At 55.2% G+C, this 17,301-nt stretch carries 17 protein-coding genes; 8 read left to right on the top strand and 9 right to left on the bottom strand.

Features of this window, described 5'->3' with window-relative positions; translation table 11 throughout:
• Nucleotides 1–48: 48 nt before the first annotated feature.
• From ATG98_RS11470 to tkt, 6 genes are all read right to left on the bottom strand, one after another.
• Nucleotides 49–1,173: an IS91 family transposase gene (locus ATG98_RS11470; protein WP_228706097.1), complete on the bottom strand. Its 1,125-nt coding sequence runs from the start codon at nucleotides 1,171–1,173 to the stop codon at nucleotides 49–51.
• Entirely contained in the window at nucleotides 1,170–2,021 is an 852-nt protein-coding gene (locus ATG98_RS11465; RefSeq protein WP_098423117.1) for a tyrosine-type recombinase/integrase, read from the bottom strand. The genes ATG98_RS11470 and ATG98_RS11465 overlap by 4 nt, the downstream gene beginning before the upstream one ends.
• A gap of 598 nt (nucleotides 2,022–2,619) precedes the next feature.
• Nucleotides 2,620–3,684: a class II fructose-bisphosphate aldolase gene (gene fba / locus ATG98_RS11460; protein ID WP_098423115.1), complete on the bottom strand. Its 1,065-nt coding sequence runs from the start codon at nucleotides 3,682–3,684 to the stop codon at nucleotides 2,620–2,622.
• A 42-nt stretch (nucleotides 3,685–3,726) separates the two neighbouring features.
• Nucleotides 3,727–4,893: a phosphoglycerate kinase gene (locus ATG98_RS11455; protein ID WP_098423113.1), complete on the bottom strand. Its 1,167-nt coding sequence runs from the start codon at nucleotides 4,891–4,893 to the stop codon at nucleotides 3,727–3,729.
• A gap of 77 nt (nucleotides 4,894–4,970) precedes the next feature.
• Nucleotides 4,971–6,002, bottom strand: coding sequence for a type I glyceraldehyde-3-phosphate dehydrogenase (locus ATG98_RS11450; protein ID WP_098423111.1), 1,032 nt, complete (start codon nucleotides 6,000–6,002; stop codon nucleotides 4,971–4,973).
• On the bottom strand, nucleotides 6,002–8,002 hold the full coding sequence (tkt, locus tag ATG98_RS11445; protein WP_098423109.1) for a transketolase: 2,001 nt from the start codon (nucleotides 8,000–8,002) through the stop codon (nucleotides 6,002–6,004). Before tkt ends, ATG98_RS11450 begins: the two co-directional genes overlap by 1 nt.
• A 214-nt stretch (nucleotides 8,003–8,216) precedes the next feature.
• Here tkt and ATG98_RS11440 point away from each other — a divergent pair, with 214 nt between their 5' ends.
• The 8 genes from ATG98_RS11440 to ATG98_RS11405 all read left to right on the top strand — a co-directional run bounded on the left by ATG98_RS11440 (nucleotide 8,217) and on the right by ATG98_RS11405 (nucleotide 15,947).
• Nucleotides 8,217–9,218, top strand: coding sequence for a metalloregulator ArsR/SmtB family transcription factor (locus tag ATG98_RS11440; RefSeq protein ID WP_098423107.1), 1,002 nt, complete (start codon nucleotides 8,217–8,219; stop codon nucleotides 9,216–9,218).
• 151 nt (nucleotides 9,219–9,369) lie between these two features.
• A complete protein-coding gene (gene metK / locus ATG98_RS11435; RefSeq protein ID WP_098423105.1) occupies nucleotides 9,370–10,560 on the top strand; it encodes a methionine adenosyltransferase in 1,191 nt (396 codons plus the stop codon).
• A gap of 26 nt (nucleotides 10,561–10,586) precedes the next feature.
• Nucleotides 10,587–11,981, top strand: a complete 1,395-nt coding sequence (gene ahcY / locus ATG98_RS11430; protein ID WP_098423103.1) for an adenosylhomocysteinase — start codon at nucleotides 10,587–10,589, stop codon at nucleotides 11,979–11,981.
• 110 nt (nucleotides 11,982–12,091) lie between these two features.
• Entirely contained in the window at nucleotides 12,092–12,961 is an 870-nt protein-coding gene (gene metF / locus ATG98_RS11425) for a methylenetetrahydrofolate reductase [NAD(P)H] (RefSeq protein WP_098421824.1), read from the top strand.
• 293 nt (nucleotides 12,962–13,254) lie between these two features.
• Nucleotides 13,255–14,013 (top strand): transporter substrate-binding domain-containing protein, encoded by a 759-nt coding sequence (locus ATG98_RS11420; RefSeq protein WP_098423101.1) that lies wholly within the window; start codon nucleotides 13,255–13,257, stop codon nucleotides 14,011–14,013.
• An 85-nt stretch (nucleotides 14,014–14,098) separates the two neighbouring features.
• Nucleotides 14,099–14,770: an amino acid ABC transporter permease gene (locus ATG98_RS11415; protein ID WP_098421211.1), complete on the top strand. Its 672-nt coding sequence runs from the start codon at nucleotides 14,099–14,101 to the stop codon at nucleotides 14,768–14,770.
• 13 nt (nucleotides 14,771–14,783) lie between these two features.
• The gene (locus ATG98_RS11410) at nucleotides 14,784–15,530 is read left to right on the top strand and encodes an amino acid ABC transporter ATP-binding protein (protein WP_098421210.1); all 747 of its coding nucleotides are present in this window, start codon (nucleotides 14,784–14,786) and stop codon (nucleotides 15,528–15,530) included.
• Nucleotides 15,531–15,740: 210 nt separating this feature from the next.
• Complete coding sequence (locus ATG98_RS11405) at nucleotides 15,741–15,947, top strand: type II toxin-antitoxin system VapB family antitoxin (protein WP_098421209.1); 207 nt, start codon at nucleotides 15,741–15,743, stop codon at nucleotides 15,945–15,947.
• A 151-nt stretch (nucleotides 15,948–16,098) separates the two neighbouring features.
• Here ATG98_RS11405 and ATG98_RS11395 read toward each other — a convergent pair whose 3' ends face one another.
• The 3 genes from ATG98_RS11395 to ATG98_RS11385 form a co-directional block, all read right to left on the bottom strand.
• Nucleotides 16,099–16,623: a helix-turn-helix transcriptional regulator gene (locus ATG98_RS11395; RefSeq protein WP_416376573.1), complete on the bottom strand. Its 525-nt coding sequence runs from the start codon at nucleotides 16,621–16,623 to the stop codon at nucleotides 16,099–16,101.
• Nucleotides 16,613–16,885: a hypothetical protein gene (locus tag ATG98_RS22360; protein WP_098421208.1), complete on the bottom strand. Its 273-nt coding sequence runs from the start codon at nucleotides 16,883–16,885 to the stop codon at nucleotides 16,613–16,615. Before ATG98_RS22360 ends, ATG98_RS11395 begins: the two co-directional genes overlap by 11 nt.
• 72 nt (nucleotides 16,886–16,957) lie before the next feature.
• Nucleotides 16,958–17,248: a type VI secretion system PAAR protein gene (locus ATG98_RS11385; RefSeq protein ID WP_098421207.1), complete on the bottom strand. Its 291-nt coding sequence runs from the start codon at nucleotides 17,246–17,248 to the stop codon at nucleotides 16,958–16,960.
• Nucleotides 17,249–17,301 lie beyond the last annotated feature (53 nt).

The following is a 17,301-nucleotide window of genomic DNA, read 5'->3' as shown; positions in this document are numbered from 1 at the left end:
GCTCACAAGGAACTGTCGGTTTCCACCCGCTGGATCAAGGCAGACAAGCTAGCCCGTTGGCACAGCCGTTGTTTTGAACCGTGGGATCTGACGAATCATCCGAACCACACCGCTGTCACAGAGGAGACACGGCCAGCATCGCTGAGACGCCGGGCTCTCCAGTGTCGCTTCTGATTTGAGCGGCTGCGATAAACAGTGCCGGATAACCGCCAGTTTGCGGCGTCGAGTGCAGTTGCTCAGGTAGCCAAAATGGCGAATTCGCATGAAGCCCTTCGGCAGGATATGCATCAGGAATCGCCGTACGAACTCCTGGCCATCCAGCCATTGGGTCTTCAATCGGGAATGATCCCGATAGTCCTTATAGCGGAACGCGATCCGGTCATCCTCCATCGTCAACAAACGCCCATTACTGATGGCGATTCGGTGAGTGTAGCGAGCCAGATAATCCACCACGCTCTCGGCCTGGTTCAGGCAGTGTCGGGTGTAGACCACCCACTCGTGTTGCATCAAGCCGTTGAGCACGCCATCAACCTCACCGCTGCGGGTTACCCGGTGCAGTTCGCCGGCGTTCACCGCCGCTCTTAGCAACGACACCATTCGTCCTCGAAAACGCCGGGATAAGGCCCGTACCGGGAACAGGTAGTGGCTTTTGGCTTTGTGCCAATCACCGGTGCCAGTCAACACTCCCCCGGGGATCAAGCAATGCACGTGAACATGACGGCTCAGGTTCTGTCCCCAGGTGTGGAGCACCGCTGTCATGCCCAGTTCGCCGCCGAGGTGCCGGGTGTTGCGCCCAAACTGGTTAAGCGTGTCCCAGACTGCGGCAAACAAACAGCGATAGATCACGTCGGGATGGAGCTGAACCCAGCCGTTCAAGGTGTGAGGCAGCGTAAACACCAAATGGAAGTAAGGCACCGGCAGTAACAGGGAGCGCTGACGTGCGCTCCATTGTTCAGTTGCATGGCCCTGGCATTGCGGACAATGGCGATCCCGGCATCCGTAGTAGCAGACGGAGTGGGCCTGGCAATGATCACAACGCATTTCCATACCGCCCATGCGGGCGGTTCGGCAGTCCGTTAGGCGGGCGCAGACTTTACGACGGTGACTGTCCAGTGTCTGACCTGGCAGAAATCGCGCCAGTATGTTTTGAACGCTCAGTGTGCCCGCCATCATGCACCTCCGAGATTTGCGATCAGGTCAGCGGGACCCCCGTTTTGGGGTGTGACGCCTGGCAACCAGTGCAGATACCGTTGAGTGCTGCGCAAATCGCTGTGCCCCAAGAGCCGTTGCAGCTCATGAATGGGCAACCCCCGCTCCAGCTGGTGCGTGGCGTAGGCATGGCGCAAAGCGTGAATGCCACCGCATTTTTCAATGCCACTGGTTGTCTTGGCTGTGTGGTAGACCTTCTGGGGCGTGGTGATATGAAGGTGTCTGTCCGGGAGTAAATCGCTGGGAAATAACCAGAGCATGGGATGGCGAATCCGCCAATAGCGACGGAGCGCCTGGAGTACTCCGGGAGCCAGGGGCACCATCCGGTCTTTGGCGCCCTTACCTTGTTCAATCCGCAGCAGATGGCGTTCACCATCAATGTCTTTAACCTTCAACGCGACCGCTTCGCTGACGCGCAAACCGCATCCATAGGTGACGGATAACAGGGCTTGGTGCTTGGGGTTAAGAACAGCGGCCAGAAGGCGCGCGACTTCCTGGCGTGTCAGTAATTCCGGAATACGCTGAGGTCGCTTCGGCAGCACCAACGTTACATCGAAGTGCGCCCAATGCAGCACCTTCAGATACAGAAACCGAATGCCATGGAGGTAAACACGGCAACTGGCCGGTGACAGAGAACGCTCCTGCACCAGATAGTTGAAAAAGACTTGTAAGTCTTCCACCTTCAACTGATCGGGCGAGCGCCGATAATAGCGGGCCAGCGCGGTGACGACGTAAAGATAGCTGTGCTGGGTTCGGGGGGAAAAGCCATGTTGGCACATGGCCTGGATCATGGTCTGACGTAACGGTGTCATGACGGACACTCCTCTTTTGAAAGCCCACTCGGGCTTATCAAAAGTATCGGTCAATTCACCAGATCTCGCAGGAAACTTCCAGGCTTATTCGCTACCGCGAAGCGGTTTAGTTCAACAGCGTATTAGATAGCGCTCTTCATTATTGCGAAAAACTGACCGCCGCATAACACGCAATCCTGTAACGGGAGGTTATTACTTTTCCCCATAAATAACAATTACTTAAAAAATTAAAGCTAAATAGCTCTCTGTAATCGTTTGACCGCTTCGTTATTGCAATAACGAAGAATTCTCTACCCTCCTCACCTCAAGCCCCCACACCTTCGGGCAGGATTTCAGGCAAACTCACCACGAATCACAAAAAAGTCAGTGGCCCAAGATGTAGTTGCTACAGGATGCAAAAAGCCAAGAAAAGACAGAATCAATACAGAAGAAATCATCGTCTGTCATCCTTAACAAGCGGGTGCGTCCATTGCGCTAATACCTACACACTAGACCATTCTGGCCCGTCCCACCTCCCCAAATGACCAAACAACACAAAAAAAGCCCCCGGCTCGCACCGAAGGCTTTTCATCAAATCACTACCTACCTCAACACCAAATCACTTCACCTTAGGATCCAACTCCCCACGTTCATAAGCCTCATACATCCGCTCAAGATTAATAGGCTTAATCTTGCTGGCATTACCCGCGCAACCAAACGCTTCGTAACGCGCAATACAAATATCTGACATGGCCACCATGGTGGCTTTCAGGAATTTTCGTGGGTCGAATTCGGCTGGGTTTTCGGCCAGGAAGCGGCGAACGGCGCCGGTGCTTGCCAGGCGCAGGTCGGTGTCTATGTTGACTTTACGCACACCGTGTTTGATGCCTTCCACGATTTCTTCGACGGGTACGCCGTAGGTTTCGGGGATTTGGCCGCCGTATTGGTTGATGATTTTCAGCCATTCCTGGGGTACAGAGCTAGAGCCGTGCATGACCAAGTGAGTGTCTGGAATGCGCTTGTGAATGGCTTTGATTCGCCCGATGTCCAGGATGTCGCCGGTGGGCGGGCGGCTGAACTTGTAAGCGCCGTGGCTGGTGCCGATGGCAATGGCCAGTGCATCTACTTGGGTTTTTTGCACGAAGTCGGCGGCTTCTTCGGGGTCGGTCAGCATCTGGCTCATGTCCAGAGTGCCTTCGGCGCCTATGCCGTCTTCTTCACCGGCCTGGCCGGTTTCCAGGGAGCCCAGGCAACCCAGCTCGCCTTCTACCGATACGCCACAGGCGTGGGCCATTTCCACTACGCGGCGGGTAACGTCTACGTTGTAGTCGTAGTCGGTCGGTGTTTTACCGTCTTCACCCAGGGAGCCGTCCATCATCACCGAGCTGAAGCCCAGTTGAATGGAACGCTGGCACACGGCGGGGCTGGTGCCGTGGTCTTGGTGCATAACCACCGGAATGTGCGGAAACTCTTCAATGGCCGCCAGAATCATGCGGCGCAGGAAGGGGGCTCCGGCGTATTTGCGGGCGCCGGCAGAGGCTTGAACAATCACCGGTGAGTCGGTTTTGTCCGCCGCCTCCATAATTGCGCGCATTTGTTCCAGGTTGTTCACGTTAAAGGCTGGCACACCGTAACCATGCTCGGCGGCGTGGTCCAGCATTTGCCGCATCGAAATCAGGGCCATTAGGTTGTCTCCTTAAAATTTGTACGATTGGTTAAATGCGTTTTACGCGCCACGCTCTTCCAGCATGGCGACTGCGGGCAGGGTTTTGCCTTCTACGAATTCCAGAAAGGCACCGCCACCGGTAGAGATATAGGAAATCTTCTCATTTACACCGTACTTGTCAATGGCCGCCACAGTATCACCGCCGCCGGCCAGTGAAAATGCCGCGCTGTCGGCGATGGCATGGGCCAGCACTTTGGTGCCGTTTTCAAACTGGTCGAATTCAAATACACCCACCGGGCCGTTCCATAAAATGGTTTTGGCGTTTTTCAGCAGATCGGCAAATTGGCCGGCTGTCTCGGGGCCTACGTCCAGAATCATATCGTTTTCGGTCACGTCCGAAATATTGCGGATGGTGGCAGTCGCGGTTTCAGAGAACTCGCCGGCAACCACTACGTCAACCGGCAGCGGGATTTCAACGCGGGAGGCTATGCTTTTTGCAACATCCAGCAGGTCGTGCTCGCACAGGGACTTGCCGACTGGATAACCTGCAGCGGCCAGGAAGGTGTTGGCTATGCCACCACCCACAATAATCTGGTCACAGATTTTTTCCAGGGCGTTGAGCACGTCCAGTTTGGTGGAGACTTTGGAGCCGCCAACAATGGCAACCACGGGCCGGGCCGGGTTATCCAGGGCTTTACCCAGAGCTTCCAGCTCACCCGCCAGCAGCGGACCGGCGCACGCTTCGGGGGCAAATTTGCCGACGCCGTGGGTAGAGGCCTGGGCGCGGTGAGCGGTGCCGAAGGCGTCCATCACGTAAATATCGCAAAGCACGGCGTATTGTTTGGCCAGGGCTTCGTCGTCTTTCTTTTCGCCTTTGTTGAAGCGCACGTTCTCGAACAGCACCACGTCGCCGTCGGCCAGGTGCAGGTCTTCGCCGTTCAGGTAGTCTTTGATCAGGCGTACGTTCTGGCCCAGGGCTTCACTCAGGTGCTCGGCCACGGGCTTAAGGGAAGCGGCTTGGTCATACACGCCTTCTTCCGGACGGCCCAGGTGCGACATCAGCATGACTTTGGCGCCGGCGCTTGCGGCCGCTTTAATGGTGGGCAGCGCGGCGCGGATGCGGGCGTCGCTGGTGATGCTGCCGTTTTTCAGCGGTACGTTCAGGTCTTCGCGAATCAGTACGCGCTTTCCTGCCAGATTCAGGTCGGTCATTTTTTTGATGGCCATACTCTTTTTCCCTTCAACAGTTCGTCAGCGTGAAATGTGAATCAGGTTGTTCGTCAGATCGTGAATCAGATCGAATGTCAGTGCGCGGCCAGCCAGTGCCGGCTGACATCCAGCATGCGGTTGGCAAAGCCCCATTCGTTATCAAACCAGCACAGCACTTTCACCATGGTTTCCCCGGTTACCCGGGTTTGGCCGCCGTCGACCACGCCAGAGCGGGAGTCGTGGTTAAAGTCGGAGCTTGCCAGCAGTTCGTTGGTGTAACCCAATATGCCCATCAACGGTAAGGTGGTCGCCGCCCGCTGCAGTATGCCGTTAACGTCTGCTACGGTCACCGGCGTACGCACGTTCAGCACCATATCAATGGCAGACACGTTCAGCGTAGGCACGCGCATGGCTACGGAACTGAAGCGGCCCTGCATGTGGGGCAGCAGGCGTTCAATGCCAAGGGCCAGCGCGGTGTCTACCGGCACTATGTTGTGCAGCGCGCTGCGGGTGCGGCGCAAATCCTGATGATGGTACGCATCAATCACCGGCTGGTCGTTCATTGCCGCGTGAATGGTGGTGGTGGTGCCCTGCTCTATGCCCAGCGCGTCGTCTAGCACTTTGATCATCGGCACCAGGCAGTTGGTGGTGCAGGAACCCGCGGCCACAATGCGGTCGTCTTTGTCCATTTCAAGGTGATTGATGCCGTACACCACGGTGCGGTCTACATCGGCTTCGGCCGGCTGCGAGAACAGCAGGCGTTTAGCACCAGCGGCCAGGTGCTGTTCCGCCGTCGCACGGTCAGAAAATGCACCGGAGCATTCCAATACCAGGTCGATGCCCATTTGTTGCCAGGGCAGTTCGGCCGGGTCGGTGCTGTTTAAAACACGAATAACATCGCCATTCACCCATAGACTGTCGCCTTTTACCGACACCGTGCCTTGAAAGCGGCCGTGGGTGGAGTCGTAGCGGGTTAAATGCGCAATGGTGTCGATGTTTGACAACTCGTTAATCGCGACCACCTGGAAGTGGTCGCGATAACCGTTTTCATACAGCGCCCGCAGCACGCACTGGCCGATGCGGCCGTAGCCGTTGATGGCAACACGGAAAGGTGCGCGCTGGGTCATCAGGCTTCCAATAGCTCGGCGGCCACGTCCAGGACGTTATCGACGGTAAAGCCGAATTCCTTGAACAGTTCGCCAGCAGGTGCCGATTCACCAAAGGTGGTCATGCCCACAATGCGGCCGTCCAGGCCGACGTACTTGTACCAGTAATCGGCAATGGAGGCTTCCACCGCGATGCGGTTGGTGACGTCCAGCGGCAATACCTGCTGCTTGTAGTCGGCGCTTTGGGCATCAAAGGTGTCGGTAGACGGCATAGACACCACGCGAACGGCTTTGCCCTGCTCGCGCAGCTTGGCGGCTACTTCTTGCGCCAAGCCAACTTCGGAACCTGTTGCAATCAGAATCAGCTCTGGCGTGCCTTCGCTGTCTGACAACACATAGGCACCGCGGGCAACGTCGGCAAGTTGCTGCGCAGAACGGTTTTGGTGGGGCAGGTTCTGGCGGCTGAATACCAACGCAGTGGGGCCGTCGGTACGCTCAAGCGCGGCTTTCCAGGCAATGGCGGATTCTACCGCGTCGGCCGGGCGCCAGGTGCTCACATTAGGTGTGGTGCGCAGGCTGGCCAGCTGCTCAACGGGTTGGTGCGTGGGGCCGTCTTCACCCAGGCCAATGGAGTCGTGGGTGAACACATAGATGGCGCGCTGCTTCATCAGCGCGGCCATGCGTACGGCGTTGCGGCAGTATTCCATGAAAATCAGGAAGGTGGCGCCGTAGGGCACGAATCCGCCGTGCAGGGCCAGGCCGTTCATGATGGCGGCCATGCCGAATTCGCGCACGCCATAATTGATGTAGTTGCCGCTGGCGTCTTCTTTAGTGACAACGTTACAGCCACCCCAGATGGTCAGGTTAGAACCGGCAAGGTCAGCAGAGCCGCCCAACAGTTCCGGCAGCATCGGGCCGAAGGTATTCAAGCTGTTCTGAGACGCCTTACGGCTCGCGATGGTTTCGCCTTTGTCCTGAACGCTCTGGATGTAAGCCTGGGCTTTGCCAGCGAAATCGGCGGGCAAATCACCGGCCATGCGGCGCTTGAACTCTGCGGCCAGTTCCGGCTCGGCTTTCTGATACGCGGCGAAGGTGTCGTTCCAGGCGCTTTCGGCGGTCTGGCCTTTTTCTCTTCCGTTCCACTGGGCGTAAATGTCTTCCGGCACTTCGAATGCGCCGTGTTTCCAGCCCAGTGCTTCGCGGGTCAGAACGATTTCGTCTTCGCCCAGCGGTGCGCCGTGGGCCGATTCGCTGCCTTGTTTGTTGGGCGAGCCAAAGCCAATCACGGTTTTGCAGCAAATCAGCGTGGGCTGATCGGTGTTGGCGCGGGCGACTTCAATGGCCGCACTCAGGGCGTCGGCGTTGTGGCCGTCTACGTCGGCAATCACCTGCCAGCCGTAAGCTTCAAAACGCTGCGGGGTGTTGTCGGTGAACCAGCCGTCTACTTTGCCGTCAATGGAGATGCCGTTGTCGTCATAGAAGCAGATCAGCTTGCCCAGCCCCAGAGTGCCGGCCAATGACGACACTTCGTGGGAGATGCCTTCCATCAGGCAGCCATCGCCGACAAAGGTATAGGTGTAGTGGTCAACAATGTCGTGGCCCGGCCGGTTGAACTGCGCCGCCAGGGTTTTCTCAGCCAGGGCAAAACCCACGGCGTTAGCCAAACCCTGGCCCAAAGGCCCGGTGGTGGTTTCAACACCCGGGGTGTAGCCGTATTCCGGGTGGCCCGGGGTTTTGGAGTGCAGTTGGCGGAAGTTTTTGATGTCATCAATGGAAACGTCGTAACCGCTCAAGTGCAGCAAGGAGTACTGCAACATGGAGCCGTGGCCGTTAGACAGCATAAAACGGTCGCGGTTGGCCCACTGCGGGTTGGCAGGATTGTGGCTTAGGTAATCATTCCACAGCACCTCGGCGATATCAGCCATGCCCATGGGCGCACCCGGATGGCCAGATTTAGCTTTCTGAACCGCATCCATGCTCAGCGCGCGAATGGCGTTGGCGAGATCTTTACGAGAGGGCATTAACATTTCTCCAATGTTTTTCAAGGACGTAAGGATAAATCCCGGTCTGCTGACCGCAGTTCAATAAAGCAGCCACAGAGCGCTCAAAAATAAGGCGCATATTTTCGCCGATTACGGGGTGTGGGGGCAAATCGACTTTGCACTAACAAGCTATATCAAAAAACTTTGATATAGCACTTGCCTGGCTCAAAAAAGCTCCTTACACTATCTTTCTATGACAAACACCGGCACCGCTATTCCCGACACCGCTCCGGCGGACGCCCTGGCCACTATCTACAAAGCCAGCGGTGACCCTTTGCGCCTGGAAATTATGCGGGTATTACGGCGGGACACGTTTGGCGTGCTGGAGTTGAGCCAACTGTTTGATATGCGCCAGTCGGGCATGAGCCATCACTTGAAGGTGATGCACAAGGCCGGCCTGGTGGAGCCACAGCGCGAAGGCAATTCTATTTTTTACCGCCGCCCGTTAAACCTGACCGTGAACACTCTGACCGGACAGACCATTCGCCAGGTTTTCTCCACCGTTGATCAGGTGCCGCTACCCATACATTTGCAGCAGAAAATAGATGTGATTCGCGGCCAGCGGGCCGATCAGTCCCAAGTGTTTTTCTCCCGCCACGCGGCGCAATTCCGCGAGCAGCAGGAACTGATTGCACCGTTCGAGCTTTACGCCAAGCCCGCAGCAAGGCTGATACGCCAACGTACACCTAAAAAAAGCTGGCCAACCGCGCTGGAAATTGGCCCAGGGGATGGCAGCTTCTTGCCGGTACTGTCGCCTCTGTGCCATCACCTGGTAGCGCTGGATAACAGCGGTGACATGCTGGCCAAAGCCCAGCAGACCTGCATTGACGAAAATCTGAATAACGTGGATTTGATTGAAGGCGTAACCGACACCCTGCTGGCACGGGGCGATGGGTTTGACCTGGTGGTGGCCAATATGGTGCTGCACCACGTACCTAGCCCTGCGGATATTTTTCTAGACGCTGCAGCTCTTATGAACAACGGCGCCTGCCTGATTATCAGCGAGCTGTGCCGCCACGATCAGGTGTGGGCTCGGGAGAATTGCGGTGACCTGTGGCTGGGTTTTGAGCCTGAAGAGTTGACCGCCTGGGCCACCGATGCGGGCCTGCAATCCCGCGAATGCATATTTATTGGCCTGCGCAACGGCTTTCAGGTGCAGGTTCGGGAGTTTTGGAAGACCACTGCAAAGCGATAAACACCGGCCTTGCAGGGCATTGAAGATGAATATCAAAAAACTTTGATATAGGTGTAAGTGTTATTACGTATACCTATTCAGAAGTACAATTTTGGACCGCTCACATAATTTTAGATCGCTCATAGATCACTCATAGAAGGAGCCACCGCTAATGTCTGACTACAGTGTTTTCACCTCCGAATCCGTTTCGGAAGGCCATCCGGACAAACTGGCAGACCAAATTTCGGATGCCGTGCTAGACGCCATCCTTACCCAAGACCGGCACGCCCGTGTTGCCTGCGAAACCATGGTGAAAACCGGTGTGGCTATTATTGGTGGTGAAGTAACCACCAGCGCCTGGGTAGACCTGGAAGATCTGGTGCGCGGCGTGATTAAGGACATCGGCTATACATCGTCTGACGTCGGTTTTGACGGCGATACCTGCGGCATTATCAATATCATCGGCAAACAGTCGGTGGACATTGCCCAAGGTGTAGACCGCCAGAAACCAGAAGACCAAGGCGCCGGCGATCAGGGCCTGATGTTTGGCTACGCCAGCAACGAAACCGACGTGCTGATGCCCGCCCCCATCACCTTCGCTCACCGTTTGGTAGAGCGCCAAGCCGAAGCCCGCAAGAACGGCACACTGCCGTGGTTGCGCCCAGACGCCAAGAGCCAGGTAACCTGCCGCTATGAAAATGGCAAGGTTGTGGGCATTGATGCGGTGGTGCTGTCTACCCAGCACGACCCGGACATCAGCCAGGCCGACCTGAAAGAAGCGGCGATGGAAATGATTGTGAAGCACGCATTGCCACCAGAATTGCTGCACAAAGGCACCCAGTTTCACATCAACCCCACCGGCAAATTCGTGATCGGTGGCCCGGTAGGTGACTGCGGCCTGACCGGCCGTAAAATCATTGTAGACACCTACGGCGGCATGGCACGCCACGGTGGCGGTGCCTTTTCCGGCAAAGATCCGTCAAAAGTTGACCGTTCCGCCGCTTACGCTGGCCGCTATGTGGCGAAGAATCTGGTGGCTGCCGGTTTGGCCGAGAAATGCGAAATTCAGGTTTCTTACGCGATTGGTGTGGCACAACCCACGTCTATCTCCGTAAACACCTTCGGCACTGGCAAAATCAGCGATGAAAAAATCATTGAACTGATACGCCAGAACTTTGACCTGCGCCCTTACGCTATTACCAACATGCTGGACCTACTGCACCCGATGTATCGGAACACAGCAGCCTACGGTCACTTCGGCCGCGAGCCGCAACAAGTCACCGTAAATGGCGAAACATTTACCACATTCCCATGGGAAAAAACCGATCGCGCGGCAACTCTGAAAGACGCAGCCGGCCTTTAATCGACAATGAACTGGAGAACACCTGAATGAGCACTCCCGCAGAAAAAATGAACACCGCTGAAGACTTTAAAGTACGTGACATCTCGCTGGCCGCTTGGGGCCGTAAGGAAATGAACATCGCCGAAGGCGAAATGCCGGCACTGATGGCGCTGCGCCACAAGTACAAAGCCGAACAGCCTTTGGCCGGTGCTAACGTGCTTGGCTGTATCCACATGACCATTCAAACAGCCGTGCTGATTGAAACCCTGATCGAGCTGGGTGCCAACGTGCGCTGGTCGTCGTGCAACATCTTCTCTACCCAGGATCAGGCCGCAGCTGCCGTTGCCGCAGTAGGCGTTCCGGTGTTTGCCTGGAAAGGCGAGACCGACGACGAATACGAGTGGTGCCTGCATCAAACCGTAGGCGCGAACGTGGAAGGCTGGGCGCCCAACATGATTCTGGACGACGGCGGTGATTTGACCGAACTGCTGCACAAAGAATACCCGGCAATTCTGGCCAACTGCCACGGCGTGACCGAAGAAACCACCACCGGTGTACACCGCCTTCAGGAAATGCTGCGCGACGGCACCCTGAAGATTCCGGCGATCAACGTGAATGATTCCGTCACCAAGGCCAAGAACGACAACAAATACGGTTGCCGTCACAGCCTGAACGACGCGATCAAGCGCGCCACCGACCACCTGCTGTCTGGTAAGAAAGCACTGGTTATTGGCTACGGCGACGTGGGCAAAGGTTCTGCTGCTTCCTTGAACCAGGAAGGCATGATTGTAAAAGTCACCGAAGCCGACCCCATTTGTGCCATGCAGGCCTGCATGGACGGTTTTGAAGTGGTTTCACCGTACATCAACGGCGAAAACGACGGCACCGAAGCCAGCATCGACAAAGCCCTGCTGTCTAAAATCGACATTCTGGTCACCAGCACCGGTAACTACGACGTGTGCGATTCCAACATGCTGAAGGCTCTGAGGTCTGGTGCGGTTGTGTGCAACATCGGTCACTTCGATAACGAAATTGACACCGCGTTCATGCGTAAGAACTGGGAATGGGACGAGGTTAAGCCGCAGGTTCACATTGTGTACCGCAACAAAGCGGCCAACGACCACCTGATTCTGCTGTCTGAAGGCCGTCTGGTGAACCTGGGTAACGCAACCGGTCACCCGTCGCGCATCATGGACGGTTCTTTCGCCAACCAGGTGCTGGCTCAGATGTATCTGTTTGAGCGCAAGTTTGCTGACCTGCCGGAAGAAGCCCGCGCTAAAGGCGTGTATGTGCAGGTTCTGCCCAAGCACCTGGATGAAGAAGTGGCTCGTGCCATGGTCGAAGGTTTTGGTGGCGTAATCACCAAAATGACCGAGAAGCAGGCCAACTACATCGGTGTTCCGGTGGAAGGCCCGTACAAGCCGGAAAGCTACAAATACTAGTTATAAAGGCTATCTACAAGTACTTGTATAAGCACTAAGCCGCCACGGCGGATGTGATCACGGGCCAGCTTCGGCTGGCCCGGTTCCAACCTTACATTCTGGACAGCAACATGGAATCCCAAAAACAATTCAAGCGGCGGTTCAGTTTTGAGTTCTTTCCGCCCAAGACCGAACAGGGCAAAATAAAACTGCAAGGCGTTCGCGACGAACTGGCAGCCGTAAACCCCGATTTCTTTTCAGTGACGTTTGGCGCCGGTGGCTCTACCCGTGACCGCACACTGGAAACCGTTTTCAGCCTGCACCAACAGGGCATTTCTACCGCCCCGCACCTGTCTTGCGTCGGTGGCACCCGGGCAGAAATCAGTGAGCTGCTCGACACCTATAAAGAAAAAGGCATTAATCGCATTGTGGCGCTTCGCGGCGACCTGCCCTCAGGCATGGGTGCAGCCGGTGAATTGCGCTACGCCAACGAGTTGGTGAGCTTTATTCGCGAGCACAGCGGCGATTATTTCAATCTGGAAGTGGCCGCCTACCCGGAGTTTCATCCTCAGGCCCGCAGCGCCGAGGAAGACCTGAAGAACTTCGCACGCAAGGTAGAAGCCGGCGCCAACAGCGCTATTACCCAATATTTCTTCAACGCCGACAGCTATTTCTATTTTATTGACCGGCTTGAAAAATCAGGCATTACCATCCCGGTGGTTCCCGGCATTATGCCCATCGTTAATTTCTCCAGCCTGGTACGTTTCTCCGACATGTGCGGCGCCGAAATTCCGCGCTGGATACGCAAGCAGCTGGAAGCCTACGGCGACGACAGCGTAAGCATTCGCCAGTTCGGCGAGGAAGTGGTTACCCGCATGTGTGAAAAACTGTTGAAAGCCGGTGCGCCCGGTTTGCACTTTTACACGTTGAACCAGGTTGAACCCAGCCTCGGCATCTGGAAAAATCTTGGATTGGGCGAGCGCGAAAAAATATCGTTTTAACCGACACAAAAACCCGTAATAGCTTATAACCATTTGCTAATACGGGTATTTTTTTGCCTTAGAAAAGCCTTTCCGAGTTTCACACATTTGATTTTGCACCGCTGTCTGAGTAATAGTCTAAAGTGTACTGAGTGCAGTTCTAAACATGGCTCTTAGCATAGTTTTGAACCCAGCTCTTAACGTAGCTCTTAAAATAGCCCCGACAATTCGCTCCGGTTATCCCTTGCCCTTACCGGCTCGGAAAACTGTTCATATTGCGACAGCCGGGGTCCTATAAAAAACAAGGAGAAAGCATGAGCACAAAATGGCTGAAAACACTGACGGCTGGTCTGGTTCTGACCGCAGCAGCTGGCACCGTGAGCGCAGAAAAACTGAAAATTGCAACCGACCCAAGCTTCGTACCCTTCGAAATGCTGGACACAGAAACCGGTGAAATGATCGGTTTCGACATGGAAATCATTGCCGAAGTCGCCAAACGGGCTGGCTTTGAATACGACATGAACACCATGGATTTCAACGGCATTATTCCAGCCCTGCAGACTGGCAGTATCGATATCGCTATTGCGGGCATCACCATCACGGAAGCTCGCGGGAAAATCGTCGACTTCTCTGACCCGTACTACGATTCAGGCCTGCGCCTGCTGGTGCGCCTTGGTAACGACGACATTCTGGAATTCAAAGACCTAGAGGGCAAAAAGATCGGCTCCAAGATCGGCAGCACCAGCTATGACTATCTGACCAACAATCTCGAAGATAGCGCTGGCGTAACGCCTTATCCGGGCAGCGCAGACATGTATCTGGCGCTGATGTCCCGCGCTGTTGATGCGGTGTTCTACGACGCCCCCAACGTGGCCTATTTCGCCCGTACCAAAGGCGAAGGCAAAGTAAAAACCGTTGGCGCCCTGTATGAAGGTCAGCAGTACGGTATTGCTCTGAAGGCCGGTAGCGAATGGGTAGACGAAGTGAACTCTGCCCTGGCAGAAATCCGCGAAGACGGCACCTACAAAACCATTTATGAAAAATGGTTTGGCCCCCTGCCCGAAGCTAAGTAAGCTCTGGGTTTAACGATCTGTTCTACTGCACCGGGGCCAAGAGCCCCGGTGTTTTATCTCGCTAACTCCCGCGGAGACATTCACTGTGGAATCACAGTTCCAATTTGACTGGCAAGCCGCCATAGATTCCATACCCTTCCTGGCGAAGGGTATTCCTTACACGTTGATGATTTCGTTCGGCGGCCTTGCTATTGGTTTTCTCCTGGGCATTCTGTTTGGCCTGTTGAGCATTAACAAACACTGGTATTTCCGCTGGCCCGCAACGACTTATATTGAAATATTCCGCGGCACGCCCATTCTGGTGCAGGTGCTGTTCATATTTTACGGTTTACCCGACCTTGTTGGCGGCCCGATTGATCCGCTTGTCGCCGGTATTGCGGCCATCGCTCTGAACTCGGGTGCCTATATCTCTGAAGTGGTTCGTGGTGGTGTGCAGTCTATTGACCGCGGCCAAACCGAAGCTGGCCTGTCGTTAGGCCTGTCCCGTACCCAGAGTTTCTGGTCGATTGTGTGGCCCCAGGCGTTTCGCCGGATGATTCCACCCCTCGGTAACCAGGCCATCGTCAGCATTAAAGACACCTCGCTGTTTTCTGTTATCGGCGTGGGTGAACTGGTTCGCCAGGGCCAGGTGTACATTGCCAATACCTTCACCGCCTTTGAGGTGTACTTTGTAGTGGCCCTTATGTACCTCGCTATAACCCTGTCACTGTCTATGGTTCTGCGCTATATGGAAAAGCGCGGCCGGGCCTCTGTGTGAAGGAAACTGACTGATGACTCATATTGTGCAGCTCAAACGCATGAACAAGTACTTTGGCAAGCTTCACGTGCTGAAAGATATTGATCTGGCCGTAGAGGCCGGCGAAGTAGTGGTGATTATCGGCGCCAGCGGCTCTGGTAAATCCACCCTGATCCGCTGCGTTAACGGTCTGGAAGAATACGAATCCGGCCACCTGGAAGTCGACGGCCATAAACTGGCGCCCAAAGGCGGCAACCAGGAATCCCTGGCTGAAATCCGCAAAGAAGTGGGCATGGTATTCCAGCAGTTCAATCTGTTCCCTCACCTGTCGGTGAAGAAGAACATTATGCTGGCGCCTATGAAGGTGAAAAGTGCCGACAAAACCATTGCTAATGCCACTGCAGATCGTTTGCTTGAGCGTGTTGGCATCAGCGATCAGGCCGACAAGTTCCCCAGCCAACTGTCTGGCGGCCAGCAGCAACGGGTAGCCATTGCTCGCGCCCTGGCGATGGAGCCGCGAGTAATGCTGTTCGACGAACCCACCTCGGCGCTAGACCCGGAAATGGTTGGCGAGGTGCTGGACGTTATGCGCGAACTGGCCAAAGAAGGCATGACCATGATGGTGGTGACCCACGAAATGGGCTTCGCCCGCGAAGTGGCCGACCGGGTGATTTACATCCACGAAGGCCAGATTGTGGAAGAAGGCAAACCCCACGACGTGTTCGATAATCCCCAGAACGAACGGACCCAGGCATTTTTGTCACGGGTACTGGGAAACTGATGAATTGTTGAAGTTGATTTACAGAGTTACAGCATTAATTAAAGAGTAACAACAAAGCCCCCGTATTCGGGGGCTTTGTTGTTTTAAGCCTCGTTCACGGGCCGGGTCAACATAGTCAGCAGGAACTTCGAGCAAATCTTACTTGAACGCGCCATTTGTTGATGCTAATTTTGATGCATATGGTCATCAAATTAAAGATCAGGAAGCGTCATGCGGACAACAGTAACCATCGACGACGAGTTATACCAGCAGGCGCTCAGCATGGCTGATCCCGGCATGGACAAGGCAGAACTGTTTCGGGAAGCAATAAAAGTGTTCGTAAGAACTCGCGCAGCCAAACGCCTGGCGGCGCTGGGTAGTACCGCACCCGAAATGCAAGACATCCCTCGCCGCCATGAAGACGCTCCGGCGTCATGAATGTACTGGTTGATACATCAATTTGGGCAGAGCACTTTCGTAATCGCAATACAACGCTTACCAAGCTGTTGCTCTCAGACAGAGTTCTAACACACCCTATAGCGGTTGCCGAACTCGCCTGCGAAACGCTTTGATATCCATTATTCAGGGCTCAGGCAATAGCTCTCAGCTGTGCCAGCAAACGACGATCAACACGATCCGTTTCCCGAGTGAGATTCACGCCCATTGTCACCTGCGCCACACCCATCAATTCTTGCTTAATAGCGCGCTTCTGCTTCTCTGAAAACCACGCCAGCACATCTGCCAAATGCCAGATAGCCGAAGTGCCGTCATGCAATGGCAGAGGAAAACTGGCGAAGTGAGTCTGAATAAGCTTGCGCATATTCTGGCGGGAGAAACCCAGGATTCCTGCCAGATCAGATACGCCAACCAAGTCAGGCGCGGCCTCAACAAGACCGGCATGTGGCAGAGCTGCTTTGACGTTCCGCAGTGCGCTTAGAATCGCGACTTCCGCTGATTCAGCCTCACGAGTGAAGTTCAGGGCAAACCGCCCTTTTTGGCCGAACCCAATGATGGCGTCATCGCAGCCAGCCTCAAAGAGCCGCTCCTCCATTTCATCCACACCAAGAGTCTCTGAAATCGCAAAGGTCAGAGTAAAATCAAAACTAGGACTCATGGCCTTTCTCTCCCGTATCGTCATAGCGACCCGCGCAGTTATCCACGATGCGACGGATCTGCCGGGCATGATTGCCTGTATTCCTCGGTGTACTCCAAATGCTGGCCACGCAAAACTCACCACACCGGCACGCCGCGTCATTAAAGGGGCAATACATCCGCCCCCAAGCATGGCCACCGCGCATTTCTATACGCCAACCCTTTGCTTCTGCATGGAGAATAGCGGACTCAATGTCTTTATTCGTGTGGCGTTTTCGCTTCACGATCGGCTGCACCTTTATTAAACAATACTCTTAAAGTTGTCAGATGACAACCAAGCAGAAAGCGAGAATCTGCTATTCCCCAATCACCACCGAACCAGACCCAATAGCCACGCCCCCACAGGAAATCGCGCTGCCGGTTACGGCCGCCGGACTTCCGTTTATAACAACGGTGGAAGAACCGCCAGCAATGGTACGGGGATGGGGAGAATGCTTGGGTTTTGAGTGCGGCGCTAAAGGGTCGCCCAGGCGGGCAACGGGTTTGCCATCAATTAAAACATCGGGGGAGCCGGCAATGACCGGCGTTGGCGGGAATCCACTATGATCGGAGCCCAAGTCTCCGAGAAGCACCACTGCTTTGCTCATGTCGCATCCTTTGCGTTGAGTTCGTCCCTAGTTATTTCTTCTACGCGCCGCGA

Origin of the sequence: Marinobacter sp. LV10R520-4, from assembly GCF_002563815.1 — a bacterium.
Classification (GTDB): Bacteria; Pseudomonadota; Gammaproteobacteria; order Pseudomonadales; family Oleiphilaceae; genus Marinobacter.
This window is presented reverse-complemented; position numbering and strand designations above follow the sequence as displayed.

What these genes read in the sequence shown, in the direction of transcription:
- ATG98_RS11465 (WP_098423117.1), bottom strand. Translation starts at nt 2,021, where the DNA reads ATGACACCGTTACGTCAGACCATGATCCAGGCCATGTGCCAACATGGC.
- metK (WP_098423105.1), top strand. Translation starts at nt 9,370, where the DNA reads ATGTCTGACTACAGTGTTTTCACCTCCGAATCCGTTTCGGAAGGCCAT.
- ATG98_RS11420 (WP_098423101.1), top strand. Translation starts at nt 13,255, where the DNA reads ATGAGCACAAAATGGCTGAAAACACTGACGGCTGGTCTGGTTCTGACC.
- ATG98_RS11470 (WP_228706097.1), bottom strand. Translation starts at nt 1,173, where the DNA reads ATGATGGCGGGCACACTGAGCGTTCAAAACATACTGGCGCGATTTCTG.
- ATG98_RS11450 (WP_098423111.1), bottom strand. Translation starts at nt 6,002, where the DNA reads ATGACCCAGCGCGCACCTTTCCGTGTTGCCATCAACGGCTACGGCCGC.
- ahcY (WP_098423103.1), top strand. Translation starts at nt 10,587, where the DNA reads ATGAGCACTCCCGCAGAAAAAATGAACACCGCTGAAGACTTTAAAGTA.
- tkt (WP_098423109.1), bottom strand. Translation starts at nt 8,002, where the DNA reads ATGCCCTCTCGTAAAGATCTCGCCAACGCCATTCGCGCGCTGAGCATG.
- ATG98_RS11405 (WP_098421209.1), top strand. Translation starts at nt 15,741, where the DNA reads ATGCGGACAACAGTAACCATCGACGACGAGTTATACCAGCAGGCGCTC.
- ATG98_RS11385 (WP_098421207.1), bottom strand. Translation starts at nt 17,248, where the DNA reads ATGAGCAAAGCAGTGGTGCTTCTCGGAGACTTGGGCTCCGATCATAGT.
- ATG98_RS11395 (WP_416376573.1), bottom strand. Translation starts at nt 16,623, where the DNA reads ATGAGTCCTAGTTTTGATTTTACTCTGACCTTTGCGATTTCAGAGACT.
- fba (WP_098423115.1), bottom strand. Translation starts at nt 3,684, where the DNA reads ATGGCCCTGATTTCGATGCGGCAAATGCTGGACCACGCCGCCGAGCAT.
- ATG98_RS11455 (WP_098423113.1), bottom strand. Translation starts at nt 4,893, where the DNA reads ATGGCCATCAAAAAAATGACCGACCTGAATCTGGCAGGAAAGCGCGTA.
- ATG98_RS11440 (WP_098423107.1), top strand. Translation starts at nt 8,217, where the DNA reads ATGACAAACACCGGCACCGCTATTCCCGACACCGCTCCGGCGGACGCC.
- ATG98_RS11410 (WP_098421210.1), top strand. Translation starts at nt 14,784, where the DNA reads ATGACTCATATTGTGCAGCTCAAACGCATGAACAAGTACTTTGGCAAG.
- metF (WP_098421824.1), top strand. Translation starts at nt 12,092, where the DNA reads ATGGAATCCCAAAAACAATTCAAGCGGCGGTTCAGTTTTGAGTTCTTT.